Genomic DNA, 13,392 nt, shown 5'->3' with positions numbered 1-13,392 from the left:
GCTCCGTTGGGCAGGACCCGTTGGCACCCTGCCCCGCCCGGCGGGCGCACGCAACCGAAAGCCTATGCGCCCGCGGGCCCGAAGGAACCCTCGGGCGCCGGTGATCCGATTTCTTGACGTCCGGAATGACTACCCTGGGTCCGCGTGGCCAGGATCGCACCGGGGGCCGTGCCGAGCCCCAACATCTGGAACTCCCCGCACGTGTACGAGATCGAGAACCGCGCCGTGGACCCGGACGGAACGCTCGACTCGGCGATGCGCGCCATCCGTCCGTGGGCCGGCTCGACCGTGCTGGACGTCGGCTGCGGCACGGGCTTCCACCTGCCGGAATTCGCCCGCGAGGCGGCCAAGGTGATCGGCGTCGAGCCGCATGCCGAGCTGGCCGCGGCCGCCCGGCAGCGGGTGTGCGACGTCCCGAACGTCACCGTGCGCATGGGCGCGGCCCAGGCGCTGCCGCTTCCGGACGCCTCCGTGGACGTCGTGCACGCCCGCTGGGCCTACTTCTTCGGCCCCGGCTGCGAGCCCGGCCTGACCGAACTCGAGCGCGTGGGACGGCGCGGCGGCGCGATCTTCATCATCGACAACGACGCCACCCGCTCCACCTTCGGCGGCTGGTTCCTGCGCGGCCTGCCCTCCTACGATCCCGCCGCGGTCGAGCGCTTCTGGACGCGGCGCGGCTTCCGGCGCGAGCCGCTGACGATCCGCTGGTCGTTCGGCGACCGGGCCGACTTCGAGTCCGTGCTGCGCATCGAGTTCCCCGCCGACCTCGCCGCGGAGCTCCTGCGCGAGCACCCCGGCCTGGAGGTGGACTACGCGGTGAATCTGTGGTGGCGTTACCTCTGAACCGGGGTTACCGACCAGTCGGTCACAGGTGGTGAAGGGACGATCGCAGCATGGGCCGTGCCGCCAGGACGAGCCGCACCATCCTCGCCGCGACCGCACTCGGCGCCGCCGCCACGGGGGCCGGGCTGGCCGCGCAGCGCAGCGCCCTGCGCCGCCTCCAGTTCCGTCCCGACCCGTACGCCGGCGAACCCTTCGGCTCGGTGCGCGGCCGCCCCGTACCGGTGCGCGCCGCGGACGGCACCCGGCTCTACGCCGAGATCGACGGCGCCGACCGCACCGACCTGGCCATCGTCTTCTGCCACGGCTGGACCCTCACCCAGGACTCCTGGCACTTCCAGCGCAAGGCCCTGCGCGGCCAGGGCCGCCTGGTCTTCTGGGACCAGCGCGGTCACGGCCGCTCCGACGGCGGCGGGCGCGACGGCAACCGGCTGCCCCGCCTCGCCCACGACCTCGCCGCCGTCATCGACGCGACCGTCCCGGACGGCACCCCGATCGTGCTGGTCGGGCACTCCATGGGCGGCATGACGATCATGCGGTACGCGGACGAGTTCGGCGCCGAGATCGGCCCGCGGATCGTCGGCACCGGCCTGCTGTGCACCTCCTCCGGCGGCCTCGGCGCGCTCCCGCTCGGCCTCCCGGTCGTCCTCGACCGCGCCACCCGCCACCTGGTCCCGCGCGCGCTGCGCGCCGCGGGAGCCGGCTCGGCCGCCATCGAGAAGGTCCGCCACCTGGGCCGCCGCGGCTCCATGCTGGTCGAGGACCTGATCGCCTTCGGCCCGGACGCCGGTCCCGCCGCCGTCGCGTTCGCCGAGCAGATGCTGGCCGAGACCCGGGTGGACGCCTTCACCGAGTTCCTCCACTCGATGGTCACGCACGAGCTGATCAGCGACTGCGCCGCGCTGGACCGGGCCGACACCCTGGTCATCGGCGCCGAGCACGACCTGCTCACCCCGGTCGAGCACAGCCTCAAGATCGCCGATTGTGTCCCGTCCGCGCGGCTGGAGATCGTCCCCGGGGCCGGGCACATGGCCATGCTGGAGCGTCCCGCCGCCGTCTCCGGCCTCCTCCTCGACCTCGTCCAGCGCGCCCACCACTCCCTGGCCGCCTGACCGCCCGTCCCCGCGATGTCGGCGGATGGCTCTACGCTTCGGCGCATGGCGAAGGCGAAGACGGCGAAGCCGACCTACCGCTGCGCGGAGTGCGGCTGGCAGACCTCCAAGTGGGTGGGACGCTGCGGGGAGTGCCAGGTGTGGGGGTCGGTCACCGAGGCCGGATCCGCCACTCCGGCGCGGGTCGTCGCCGCCGGGCCGGTCAGCTCGCCGGCGCGGCCGATCGGGCAGGTCGACGTCCGGTCCGCGCAGACCCGTCCCACCGGGCTGGACGAGCTCGACCGGGTGCTCGGCGGCGGCATGGTGCCCGGCGCGGTGCTGCTGCTGGCCGGCGAGCCCGGCATCGGCAAGTCCACGCTGCTCCTCGAGGTGGCGGCGCTCGCCTCCACGCCCGGGACGTTCGAGACGCCTGCCGCGGGGCCGGGGGGCAACGGGTCGGGGCCGTCCGAGGCAGGCGGCACGGACGCGGGGGACGCGGCGGCGCGCAAAGCCGGGGGGCGACGACCCGTGCTGTACGTCACCGGCGAGGAGTCCGCCGAGCAGGTGCGGCTGCGCGCCGACCGGGTCGGGGCGATCACCGACGACCTCTACCTGGCGGCCGAGACCGAGCTGTCGGCCGTGCTCGGGCACATCGACCAGGTCGAGCCGACGCTGCTGGTCGTCGACTCGATCCAGACGATCGGCACCTCCGAGGTGGACGGCGCGCCCGGCGGCGTCACGCAGATCCGGGAGGTCGCCGCCAACCTGATCCGGGTGGCCAAGGAACGCGGCATGACGGTCGTCCTGGTCGGGCACGTCACCAAGGAGGGCGCCATCGCCGGGCCGCGGCTGCTGGAGCACCTGGTCGACGTCGTCCTCTACTTCGAGGGCGACCGGCACAGCCGGCTCCGCATGATCCGCGCGGTGAAGAACCGGTACGGCCCCACCGACGAGCTGGGCTGCTTCGACCTGTCCGAGGTCGGGATCGTCGGCGTGCCCGATCCGAGCGGGCTGTTCCTGACCCGGCGCGAGGAACCCGTCCCGGGCACGTGCGTGACCGTCACCCTGGAAGGGCGGCGGCCGCTGGTCGCCGAGGTGCAGGCCCTGGTCGCCAAGTCCCACCTGCCCTCGCCGCGGCGCGCCACGTCCGGGCTGGACACCTCGCGGGTCGCCATGGTGCTGGCCGTCCTGTCCCAGCGCTGCAAGATCTCGATGCACGAGCAGGACGTGTACGTGTCCACCGTCGGCGGCGTCCGGCTGTCGGAGACCTCGGTCGATCTCGCGCTGGCGCTGGCGGTGGCGGGGTCGACCGTGGAACAGTCGTTGTCCGGCAGCCTGATCGCGCTCGGCGAGGTCGGGCTGGCCGGTGAGGTGCGGGTCGTACCGGGTGTGCAGCGCCGCCTGGCCGAGGCCGCCCGGCTCGGCTTCAAGCACGCCGTCGTGCCGCGGGGCTCCCTCGAACTCGGCGACGGGACGCCCCTCAAGCGCGCCGATCCGCAACTGAGCAGCTATGAAGGCATGAAAGTGATGGAAGTGGACAGTCTGACGCAGGCGTTGCAGGTGTCCTTCACGGCGCCCTAACTCCCTTCACTGCAGAGTGTTGCGGCACACTGTTCACGCTTAAGGACCAGGTGGGGAACCCGTGACGAGGGCTCCTCGGTAAACTGACGCCGTCCAGCGACCTCCCGGGGGCCAGGTGCCAGCACACGACAAGGGTCATGACGAACGACGCCGCGCCACGCTCGCCGCGGTGGCACCAGGTACGCAGATCCGCGACGGACTGGAACGGATCCTGCGGGGGCACACCGGCGGGCTGATCGTGCTCGGCTACGACAAGCTCGTCAAGGAGCTCTGCACAGGCGGCTTCGAACTCGACGTCGAGTTCTCCGCGACCCGGCTGCGCGAGCTGGCCAAGATGGACGGCGCGATCGTCCTCGACGGCTCGCACTCGCGGATCGTGCGCGCCGCGGTGCACCTGGTGCCCGACTCGACGCTACCCACCGAGGAGTCCGGCACCCGGCACCGCACGGCCGAACGGGTGGCCCGCCAGACCGGCTTCCCGGTCATCTCGGTCAGCCAGTCGATGCACATCATCGCGCTGTACCTCGACGGCATCCGCTACGTCCTGGAGGACTCGGCGGCCATCCTGTCCAAGGCCAACCAGGCCCTGGCCACGCTCGAGCGCTACAAGCTGCGGCTGGACGAGGTGTCCGGCACGCTGTCGGCCCTGGAGATCGAGGACCTGGTCACCGTCCGGGACGTGAGCGCGGTCGTCCAGCGGCTGGAGATGGTGCGGCGGATCGCCGACGAGATCGAGGGTTACGTCGTCGAGCTGGGCACCGACGGCCGGCTGCTGTCGCTGCAGCTGGACGAGCTGGTGTCGGGCGTGGACGTCGACCGCGAGCTGATCGTGCGCGACTACCCGTCGTCCTCCGCCCGCGACCGCGGTTTCGACGCCGTGCTGTCCGACCTGGACCTGCTGTCGGCCAACGAGCTGCTCGACCTGTCGACGGTCGCCGAGGTGATGGGCTTCGCGGGCCCGGACGCGCTCGATCTGCCGGTCAGTCCCAAGGGCTTCCGGCTGCTGGCCAAGGTGCCGCGGCTGCCGAGCCTGGTGGTGGAACGCCTGGTGGAGCATTTCGGCGGGTTGCAGAAGCTGCTGGCCGCGAGCATCGACGACCTGCAGGGCGTCGGCGGCGTCGGCGAGGCGCGTGCCCGCAGCGTCCGGGAGGGCCTGTCCCGGCTGGCGGAGTCGTCGATCCTGGAGCGCTACGTCTGACGCGGACACGCTCCGCTTCCGACCAATTACTCACATGCCGTAATCACCTGATGGCAGGGCCCGCGAACCTGGTCGACCCCCGTTTCTAACGCCCGCGGTCAGCGCAGCCAGAAGACCTGCTTGGGCGTGTAGGCGGAGGCCGAATGAACGGCCGCGACGTACGTACCGGGGCGCGCGCGGGCGCGCTCCCCCGCGCAGCGCCTGCGGTCCCAGGTGACCGTGCCCACGTACGGGACGCCCCGGCGCAGCGTCCTGGCCGGCGCCCCGGCCCCCCGCGCACAGTCGGCCGACGACCAGACGCGGTCCTCCCCCGAGGTGATCCGCAGATCGAGCCCGCGCGGGCCGACATCGAAGGCGCACGCCAAGGGACCGGTGTTGACCGCGGTCACGTGGAACTCGGGCCGCTCCCCGGGCCCGTGCACGTCGCGGGCGGCCGACATGGTGACGACCACGGACTCTGGATCGCAGGCCCCGCCGCTCTGCGCGACAGGACGGGCGGTCTTGGTGACCTCGGCGGTGACCGTGACCGTGGGCAGCACGGCGGGCACCGACGGCACCGCGGGCGAGTTCACCACCTGCGCCCCCTCACCGCCGGAGGCGGAGCACGCCCATCCCAGGACCGCGATCACGCCGAACACCCCGACCAGCGCGGTCGCGCGCCGCCGCCAGTACTGCTCCTCCCCCAACCCGCCGCCATCACGGCCCGCATCCGAACGCACACGGAAAGTATGCGTTCTTTGATCTCCGTTGGCGTGCCGACCCGCCGTGTCAGAATGGCGGCACATCATGAGCACCGCCTACACCGAACCGATCCTCGACTGGTACGACGAGCATGCCCGTGACCTGCCCTGGCGCGCGGCGGACAGCACTCCCTGGGGCGTGCTGGTCAGCGAGATCATGCTCCAGCAGACCCCGGTCGCCCGCGTCCTGCCGGTCTGGCGCGAATGGCTGGAGCGCTGGCCGGCGCCCGCCGCGCTCGCCGCCGAGCCGTCCGGGGAGGCGGTACGGGCCTGGGGCCGGCTCGGCTACCCGCGCCGCGCGCTGCGCCTGCACGCCGGCGCCGTCGCGATCGTCGAACGGCACGGCGGCGACGTCCCGTCCTCGCACGAGGACCTGCTCGCCCTGCCGGGCATCGGCGCGTACACGGCGGCCGCCGTCGCCAGCTTCGCCTACCGGCAGCGGCATGCCGTCCTGGACACCAACGTGCGGCGCGTCCTGGCCCGCCTGTGCTCCGGCGAGGAGTACCCACCCAAGGCCCAGACCAAGGCGGAGGTACGGCTCGCCGAGTCGCTCCTGCCGCTGGACCCGCCCACGGCGGCCCGCTGGTCGGTCGCCGTCATGGAACTGGGCGCCCTGGTGTGCACCGCCCGTACGCCCCGCTGCGTCGACTGCCCGGTGATCGCCCAGTGCGCGTGGCAGCACGCCGGACGTCCCGCCTACGACGGCCCGCCGCGCCGCGGCCAGACCTACGCGGGCACCGACCGCCAGTGCCGCGGCCGCCTCCTGGCCGTCCTCCGCGACGCCGAGGGCCCGGTCGAGAAGCCCGCGCTGGACGTCGTCTGGTCCGACCCCGTCCAGCGCGAACGCGCTCTGGACGCGCTGGTCGCGGACGGCCTGGTAGACCCCTTGGAAGACGGACGCTACGCCCTCCCCTCCTAGGGCGTCTCGGTCCCGTAGCTGACCTTGAGCAGCCGAGGCGGGTCGCACCGCAGGATGTCACCCGACGCCGCACGGACACCGCCGGACCTATTGTCCAGTGGACAATAGGCTGGGTTCGTGGCATCCAGACGACGCAGGCGCAGTCCCGAGGAATCGCGCGCCGAGCTGCTGGCGGTGGCGGCCCGGCTGATCGGGGAACGAGGCCCCGACAACGTCAGCCTGAGGCAGATCGCCGAGGCCGCCGGCGTCGCCCACGGGCTCGTGACCCACTACTTCGGCACCTACGCCGCCCTGGTCCGGCAGGTGCTCACGGCCGAGAACGATCGCATCGAGGAACGGGTGCGCGAGCGGATCCGGGCCGAGGACGGCGTGCCGACCGCCGCGGGGATCATGGAGGTGCTGTTCGAGACGCTGACGGACGAGCGGTACCTGCGCCTGTTCGTCTGGGCCGAGATGCACGCCGACTACCAGGGGGCCGCACGGCCGGAGCTGGTGGATTTGATCGACGCGATCGAGGCCGGGATCCGGGCCGCGCTCGCGGGACGTCCGGTGCCGAGCCGTGCCCGCATCGAGACGGTGGCGCTGACCGGGCTCGCGGCGGCGTACGGATTCGCCATCGGCGGACGGTCGTGGCTGGCGGGCCTGGGACATGACCCCGACGATCCGGCGCACCAGGAGAGGTTCCGCACCCAGCTGGCGGCGATGCTCGGGGCCCACATGGTGGAGGAATCCGGGCTGCAGCCCGCCGAATGACTTATTGGCCAGTTGGAGAATAGAATGTGCTCGGCCACGCCGATCGACACGAGGACTGAAGCATGGTTGAGCATCCCGGGCCACAGCAGGTGCGAGCCTCCGACCAGGACCGCGATCATGCGGCCGGGCGCCTGCGGGAGGCCGCCGCCGAGGGACGGATCGAGCTGACCGAGCTGGACCGGCGGCTCACCGAGGTCTTCGGCGCTCGCACCCGGGGCGAACTGGAACGCGTGAGCCGCGACCTGCCCGAGCCGGGCCGCACCGACACGCTGGTCGTGGACGAGGAGCCCAGCTCCCGTCTTGCGGTGAGCGTGTTCGGCTGGTTCAGCCGCCGCGGCCGGTGGATCGCCCCGCGCCGGTTCACCTCGCTGTCGATGTTCGGCGGTGGCGAGATCGACCTGCGCGACGCCCGCTTCGCCGACCGAGAGATCGGCGTCCGCGCCTTCGCGCTCTGGGGCTATACGGAGGTCATCGTGCCCGACGACGTCGAGGTCGAGGTCAAGGGCTTCGGCCTGTTCGGCATGTTCGACCGGAGCGCCGTTCGAAGGGAACAGGGCGCGCCGCGCGTCGTCATCAGCGGCCTGGCCCTGTTCGGCGGCGTGGGCACCAAGACCAAGGCCCCGCGGAAGGCGTCCTGACCGTCCCGGGGGGTTTCTGCAGGGCCGGGGCCGTCCGATCGCGCGGCGTGGCGCCCGCGTGGGGCCCTGCCTTGTCGTCACAGATAGTAGGGAGTGGCAGTGACGAACAGGATCCAGTGGGTGAGCCAGATCGGCGACGGAGAGTTGAACTCTGCAGACCGCAGTTGTGATCAGTCGCTGCTGGTCAGGCCAGTTGGACAGAACCCACCGGCCGGAGCGTCACCTAGGGGTAGACCTGTCCCCCTGCTCGTCGGTCACCAGTTGCCGGTTTCCGGGCCCATCGCACCGTATTCGAGCTTTCCGTCCCGAGAGTAGGTGCTGATGACCAGGCCGGTGTCCGTCGTGGTCACGCCGCCGAGGGCGAGGCCGGCGGGAACCGTCCCCGCCCCGAAGAGCCGCTTGCCCGAACCGATGAGCACCGGGAAGACCAGCAAGTGGAACTCGTCGACGAGGCCCTGCGCGATGAGCATCTGGATCAGCCCGCCGCTGCCGTGGACCTGGATCTCACCGCCCTCGCCCTCCTTCAGCCCGGCGACCGCCTCGGCGACGTCGCCGGTCAGCAGCGTCGAGTTCTGCCACGAGACGGCGTCCAGGGTCCGCGACGCGACGTACTTGGGCAGGCCGTTCATCCTGTCCCCGATCGGGTCGCCGGGCTCGGCCAGCGGCCAGGTGGCGGCGAAGATCTCGTAGGTCCGGCGCCCGAGCAGCAGTGCGCCCGCTCTGCCGGTCAGCTCCTCCATGAGCCCGATGGCCTGCCGGTCCATGAACGGCACGGCCCAGCCGCCGTGCTCGAACCCGCCGTCGCGGTCCTCGTCGGCGCCGCCCGGTGCCTGCATGACCCCGTCCAGGGACATGAACGTGGTCACCATCAGTTTGCGCATGCCGTCTCCTTCGCTCGTACTGGCACCCTCACCGACTACGGCGAACGAGAACCTCCGCAATCGACAACCACCGACAAGATCGCCGAGCGGCCCGGCCGCCTCCTCAGCGAAGAAGGTCCCCAAGGTACCGCGCACCCGCGGGAACGCCTGCCCGGCGGCTCTGAAGGTGCTGATCGTGCTGAACATCTCCCGTTCGGCCGCCCGACACGGCCTCACATCATTGTGAATGGGTCGACTAAGGCCGGGACGCTCTAGACGTCCTCCAGCTCATGCAGCCCGCCGCTGGGTGGTGGGGTGCGGTGAGTGCAACGCTTGGCCGCCACGTCACGACCGCTCAACCGGTCACGCGCCGCCTGCGGCGGAAAATGTGTGGCCTGGACGGAGGGGCGGGATCTAGCGTGAGCCGGTGCGCGATCTTTTGAGACTGCCCAAGGCACACCTTCACGTCCATCTGGAGAGCACCGTACGGTGGACCACGCTTCGGGAGATCGGTGAGGTCAACGGGGTCGCGTTCCCCGAGCATCTGGAGGCGGGGCACGCGTTCGGCGGTTTCGCCGACTTCTTCGTGCAGAACGACCTCGTGCGGGCCTGCCTGCAGCGTCCCGAGGACTTCCGCAGGGTCGCCCTGGAGTACTGCGAGGACGAGGCCGCCCAGGGCACCCGGTACGCGGAGGTGTCGTTCACCGCGGCGGGGCACGGCGAGCGCCTCGGCGATCTGGACATGCCGCTGCTCGCCGTGCTGGAGGGCCTGGCCAAGGGAAGCGCGGACTTCGGCATCGAGTGCCGCCTGATCCTCGACCATTCGCGGCGCCGGTCGGTGGAGCGGGCCTGGCGGACGCTGGAGCTCGCGCGGCGATACGACCAGGTGGTCGCGGTCGGCCTTGCCGGCGACGAGGCCCACCCGGGCGATCCGTTCGTCAAAGTCTTCGACGCGGCCAAGGAAGCGGGACTGCACGTCGTCCACCACGCGGGCGAGGCGGAGGGGGCGGCCAGCATCCGGCAGGCCATCACGGCCGGGCGGACCGAACGGCTCGGACACGGCATCCGCGTGCTCGACGACCCCGAGCTGGTGGCCGAGGTGAGGGAACGGCGCCTTCCTCTGGAGGTCTGCCCGTCGTCCAACGTGGCCCTGGGATTCGCCCCTTCGCTGCCCGAGCACCCATTCGAGCGGCTGCGGGAGGCAGGGCTCGTGGTGACGGTCAACACCGATATCCCCTCGATGACCGGGGCATCGCTGGCCGGGGAGTACGCGCTCGTCCGGGACGCGTTCGGATACGGCGACGCCGTGCTCGCCGAACTGGCCCGGGCGAGCGTGGCGGCGTCGTTCGCCCCGGCGGCGACCAAGGCCCGGCTTGATGCGGAGATCGACGACTGGCTGGCTCACCCTCAGTAACCGGGAAGGGCGCGGACGAGGCGCCCGGCCCTGATCTCGCGCAGGAGCGGGTCGTCGTCGTGCGCCCACTGCGCCGGCGTACGCACGACCGGGTGCACGGGCAAGCCGAGCCGTGCGGTGGTCTCCTGGGCCGCGTCGAACGCCGACTCGCGCTCGACACCCGATGACCAGGACCTCCACATCGCCGGGCGGCGGGCCGGGGACCTGCGCGTAGCGATCGGCCCACGCGCCGAACAGATGGGCCTCCTCCGCCCCGGGCAGCTTCCCGAACTCCTCGGCGACGACCGCCGACGGCCCGAACGTCAGCATGAGCAGCCGCACCAGCGGCTCGTACAACGCGGTGGAAGCGTTCCGTGCGACGAGAGGGCCGGTGTCGGTGCGCCGAAGGGTGAGCACCCCCGCTCCGGCCAGGCGCTCTGCCTCCCGGACGACCGCGCCGACGTCGGCGCGGAGCATCACCGCGAGGTTCAGCATGCTCGACTCCCGGTCCGGGCCGAGCAGCACCCGTGCCAGGAGCTCGCCTTGCAGCCGGGACTGGAGATTCGATCGCATGTTCGAATCCTATGGGGCGCCCCCGACATTCCTTGGAGCCCGAAAACCGGTTGGCGACGTCGCGTCCGGGGCCTACCCTCCCGTGCATGGCAAGCCGGACGCCGCAGGAAAAGAAGCGGCTGAGCTATCTCAAGGACCGCCGCAACCTCTACGGCGAGAACGACAAGGCGTCGCGCAAGAACCTCCCCCGCCGCCGGCAGCGCAAGCACCGCGCCGAACGCCATCGCGTCCACCAGACGCTGGGCCAGGCCCGCGGGGTACCGGACGAGGCGCGTGAGGACGCGATCGAACAGCGCCTCAAGGGCAGGCGCCTCTCCAGCAGTTCTTGGCGCAAGAGCCCGGACTTCCCTCTGGGCGAGACGGTCGAATACCGGCTACGGCGACGCGTTGAGCGCGGAAACGCCGATGCGTCTCAGGCAGAGTCCCGTATTCGCCGCATCCAGCGCCGTCTGTCCTGATTCCGGCGCGCAGCGGTCCCGCGAAGCGGCGCATTGCGCATCCGTTTTCGCCCATTTCCGGCTTCTCGGGAGACGCCGCAGTCCGCTCAGCGCCGGCGGTGAGAAAGAGGAAGGGCCCGTTCCCGGGTGCGTTGAGCACCTGGGAACGGGCCCTGCCTTGGCTGGTCAGTCCTTGTTGAAGTTGACCGCGCCCTCGATGGGCGGCGGGCTGTCCGGGACGGTGGACGGCTTGGGGACACCCTTGAAGGTGAACTTGGCCTCTTCGCCGTCGCCCTGGGTGCCGACGATGACGATCTGGCCGGCCGTGACGTCGTTGTAGAGGATCTTCTCCGAGAGGTTGTCCTCGATCTCGCGCTGGATCGTGCGGCGCAGCGGCCGCGCGCCCAGCACCGGGTCGTACCCGCGCTCGGCCAGCAGGTCCTTGGCCTCCTGCCGCAGCTCGATCCCCATGTCCCGGTCCTTGAGCCGCTCGTCCACCTTGGCGATCATCAGATCCACGATCTGGATGATCTCCTTCGGCGTCAGCTGGTGGAACACCACCGTGTCGTCCACCCGGTTCAGGAACTCCGGCCTGAAGTGCTGCTTGAGCTCCTCGTTGACCTTGGCCTTCATCCGCTCGTACGAGCCCTGCTCGTCGTTGGCGCGGGTGAAGCCCAGCGACTGCCCCTTGGAGATGTCCCGCGTCCCCAGGTTCGTCGTCATGATGATCACGGTGTTCTTGAAGTCCACCACCCGGCCCTGGGCGTCGGTCAGCCGACCGTCCTCCAGGATCTGCAGCAGCGAGTTGAAGATGTCGGGGTGCGCCTTCTCGATCTCGTCGAACAGGACGACGGAGAACGGCTTGCGCCGCACCTTCTCGGTCAGCTGACCGCCCTCCTCGTACCCGACGTAGCCGGGCGGGGAGCCGAACAGCCGCGAGACGGTGTGCTTCTCCATGAACTCCGACATGTCCAGCTGGATCAGCGCGTCCTCGTCCCCGAACAGGAACTCGGCGAGCGTCTTGGACAGCTCGGTCTTACCGACGCCCGAGGGGCCGGCGAAGATGAACGAGCCGCCCGGACGCTTGGGGTCCTTGAGCCCGGCGCGGGTACGGCGGATCGACTGGGAGAGTGCCCTGATCGCGTCTTCCTGGCCGATGACGCGCTTGTGCAGCTCGTCCTCCATGCGCAGGAGCCGGGTCTGCTCCTCTTCGGTGAGCTTGAAGACCGGGATGCCGGTCGCGGTGGCCAGGACCTCGGCGATCAGCTCGTCGGTGACCTCGGCCACGACGTCCATGTCGCCGGCCTTCCACTCCTTCTCCCGCTGCGCCTTCTGCGCCAGGAGCTGCTTCTCGGAGTCGCGGAGGGCCGCGGCCTTCTCGAAGTCCTGGGCGTCGATCGCCGATTCCTTCTCGCGGCGGACGTCGGCGATCTTCTCGTCGTACTCGCGCAGGTCCGGCGGCGCGGTCATGCGGCGGATCCGCATCCGCGACCCGGCCTCGTCGATCAGGTCGATCGCCTTGTCCGGCAGGAACCGGTCGGAGATGTAGCGGTCGGCCAGCTGGGCGGCCGCGACCAGCGCGCTGTCGGTGATCGACACGCGGTGGTGCGCCTCGTACCGGTCGCGCAGACCCTTGAGGATCTCGATGGTGTGCGACAGCGACGGCTCGGCCACCTGGATCGGCTGGAACCGGCGCTCCAGCGCCGCGTCCTTCTCCAGGTGCTTGCGGTACTCGTCCAGCGTCGTGGCACCGATGGTCTGCAGCTCGCCGCGGGCCAGCATCGGCTTGAGGATGCTGGCGGCGTCGATCGCGCCCTCGGCGGCGCCCGCGCCCACGAGGGTGTGCAGCTCGTCGATGAACAGGATGATGTCGCCGCGAGTGCGGATCTCCTTGAGCACCTTCTTCAGGCGCTCCTCGAAATCACCGCGGTAGCGGGACCCGGCGACCAGGGCGCCCAGGTCGAGGGTGTAGAGCTGCTTGTCCTTGAGCGTCTCGGGCACCTCGCCCTTGACGATCTTCTGCGCCAGCCCCTCGACCACGGCGGTCTTGCCCACACCGGGCTCGCCGACCAGGACCGGGTTGTTCTTGGTACGGCGGGACAGCACCTGCATGACCCGCTCGATCTCCTTGTCCCGACCGATCACCGGATCCAGCTTGCCCTCACGAGCGGCCTGCGTCAGATTCCGGCCGAACTGGTCGAGCACAAGACTGGTGGAGGGCGCCGACTCCGACGGGCCACCCGACGCGGCCGGCTCCTTGCCCTGCTGGTAACCGTGCAGCAACTGGATGACCTGCTGCCGCACCCGGTTCAGATCGGCACCCAGCTTCACCAGCACCTGGGCCGCCACACCCTCACCCTCACGGATCA

13 protein-coding genes are annotated in these 13,392 nt (G+C 71.0%); 9 read left to right on the top strand and 4 right to left on the bottom strand.

Annotation, left to right across the window (positions count from 1 at the left end; translation table 11 throughout):
- The first annotated feature begins 225 nt into the window (after positions 1 to 225).
- From ABD340_RS20550 to disA, 4 genes are all read left to right on the top strand, one after another.
- Complete coding sequence (locus tag ABD340_RS20550; RefSeq protein WP_425547411.1) at positions 226 to 843, top strand: class I SAM-dependent methyltransferase; 618 nt, start codon at positions 226 to 228, stop codon at positions 841 to 843.
- A 50-nt stretch (positions 844 to 893) separates the two neighbouring features.
- Positions 894 to 1,952: an alpha/beta fold hydrolase gene (locus ABD340_RS20545; protein ID WP_344590793.1), complete on the top strand. Its 1,059-nt coding sequence runs from the start codon at positions 894 to 896 to the stop codon at positions 1,950 to 1,952.
- Between the two features lie 45 nt (positions 1,953 to 1,997).
- Complete coding sequence (radA, locus tag ABD340_RS20540; RefSeq protein WP_344590792.1) at positions 1,998 to 3,512, top strand: DNA repair protein RadA; 1,515 nt, start codon at positions 1,998 to 2,000, stop codon at positions 3,510 to 3,512.
- A 115-nt stretch (positions 3,513 to 3,627) separates the two neighbouring features.
- Entirely contained in the window at positions 3,628 to 4,710 is a 1,083-nt protein-coding gene (disA, locus tag ABD340_RS20535) for a DNA integrity scanning diadenylate cyclase DisA (protein ID WP_344590791.1), read from the top strand.
- 98 nt (positions 4,711 to 4,808) lie between these two features.
- Here the strand turns inward: disA and ABD340_RS20530 are convergent, their stop codons facing one another.
- Positions 4,809 to 5,429, bottom strand: coding sequence for a hypothetical protein (locus ABD340_RS20530; protein ID WP_344590790.1), 621 nt, complete (start codon positions 5,427 to 5,429; stop codon positions 4,809 to 4,811).
- A gap of 67 nt (positions 5,430 to 5,496) precedes the next feature.
- On the opposite strand from ABD340_RS20530, the gene ABD340_RS20525 reads away from it, so the two are divergent.
- From ABD340_RS20525 to ABD340_RS20515, 3 genes are all read left to right on the top strand, one after another.
- A complete protein-coding gene (locus ABD340_RS20525) occupies positions 5,497 to 6,369 on the top strand; it encodes an HhH-GPD family protein (protein WP_344590789.1) in 873 nt (290 codons plus the stop codon).
- A 117-nt stretch (positions 6,370 to 6,486) separates the two neighbouring features.
- The gene (locus ABD340_RS20520) at positions 6,487 to 7,122 is read left to right on the top strand and encodes a TetR/AcrR family transcriptional regulator (protein WP_344590788.1); all 636 of its coding nucleotides are present in this window, start codon (positions 6,487 to 6,489) and stop codon (positions 7,120 to 7,122) included.
- 62 nt (positions 7,123 to 7,184) lie between these two features.
- Positions 7,185 to 7,760 carry a DUF1707 SHOCT-like domain-containing protein gene (locus ABD340_RS20515; protein WP_344590786.1) on the top strand — a complete coding sequence of 192 codons (576 nt, stop codon included), beginning with the start codon at positions 7,185 to 7,187 and terminating at the stop codon, positions 7,758 to 7,760.
- Between the two features lie 254 nt (positions 7,761 to 8,014).
- On the opposite strand, the gene ABD340_RS20510 is transcribed toward ABD340_RS20515, so the two are convergent.
- Positions 8,015 to 8,641: a dihydrofolate reductase family protein gene (locus ABD340_RS20510; RefSeq protein WP_344590785.1), complete on the bottom strand. Its 627-nt coding sequence runs from the start codon at positions 8,639 to 8,641 to the stop codon at positions 8,015 to 8,017.
- 406 nt (positions 8,642 to 9,047) lie between these two features.
- Here ABD340_RS20510 and add point away from each other — a divergent pair, with 406 nt between their 5' ends.
- The gene (gene add, locus ABD340_RS20505) at positions 9,048 to 10,034 is read left to right on the top strand and encodes an adenosine deaminase (RefSeq protein WP_344590784.1); all 987 of its coding nucleotides are present in this window, start codon (positions 9,048 to 9,050) and stop codon (positions 10,032 to 10,034) included.
- Here the strand turns inward: add and ABD340_RS20500 are convergent.
- Positions 10,028 to 10,216: a hypothetical protein gene (locus ABD340_RS20500; RefSeq protein ID WP_344590782.1), complete on the bottom strand. Its 189-nt coding sequence runs from the start codon at positions 10,214 to 10,216 to the stop codon at positions 10,028 to 10,030. The two genes, add and ABD340_RS20500, sit on opposite strands and share 7 nt — an antisense overlap.
- A gap of 456 nt (positions 10,217 to 10,672) precedes the next feature.
- Here ABD340_RS20500 and ABD340_RS20495 point away from each other — a divergent pair, with 456 nt between their 5' ends.
- Entirely contained in the window at positions 10,673 to 11,044 is a 372-nt protein-coding gene (locus ABD340_RS20495; RefSeq protein ID WP_344590780.1) for a hypothetical protein, read from the top strand.
- Between the two features lie 165 nt (positions 11,045 to 11,209).
- Here the strand turns inward: ABD340_RS20495 and ABD340_RS20490 are convergent.
- Positions 11,210 to 13,392, bottom strand: a 2,183-nt coding sequence (locus tag ABD340_RS20490) for an ATP-dependent Clp protease ATP-binding subunit (protein ID WP_344590778.1), incomplete at its 5' end; no start/stop codon positions are given.

The sequence above is a fragment of the Actinomadura vinacea genome (assembly GCF_039532545.1).
Classification (GTDB): domain Bacteria; phylum Actinomycetota; class Actinomycetes; order Streptosporangiales; family Streptosporangiaceae; genus Spirillospora; species Spirillospora vinacea.
Note: the sequence above shows the minus strand (reverse complement) of the source record. Positions and strands in the feature narration are given on the sequence as shown.

Bases quoted from the DNA above. Each gene is read 5' to 3' on its own strand.
- ABD340_RS20515 (WP_344590786.1), top strand. From the start codon at position 7,185: ATGGTTGAGCATCCCGGGCCACAGCAGGTGCGAGCCTCCGACCAGGAC.
- ABD340_RS20525 (WP_344590789.1), top strand. From the start codon at position 5,497: ATGAGCACCGCCTACACCGAACCGATCCTCGACTGGTACGACGAGCAT.
- ABD340_RS20495 (WP_344590780.1), top strand. From the start codon at position 10,673: ATGGCAAGCCGGACGCCGCAGGAAAAGAAGCGGCTGAGCTATCTCAAG.
- ABD340_RS20545 (WP_344590793.1), top strand. From the start codon at position 894: ATGGGCCGTGCCGCCAGGACGAGCCGCACCATCCTCGCCGCGACCGCA.
- ABD340_RS20510 (WP_344590785.1), bottom strand. From the start codon at position 8,641: ATGCGCAAACTGATGGTGACCACGTTCATGTCCCTGGACGGGGTCATG.
- radA (WP_344590792.1), top strand. From the start codon at position 1,998: ATGGCGAAGGCGAAGACGGCGAAGCCGACCTACCGCTGCGCGGAGTGC.
- ABD340_RS20500 (WP_344590782.1), bottom strand. From the start codon at position 10,216: ATGTGGAGGTCCTGGTCATCGGGTGTCGAGCGCGAGTCGGCGTTCGAC.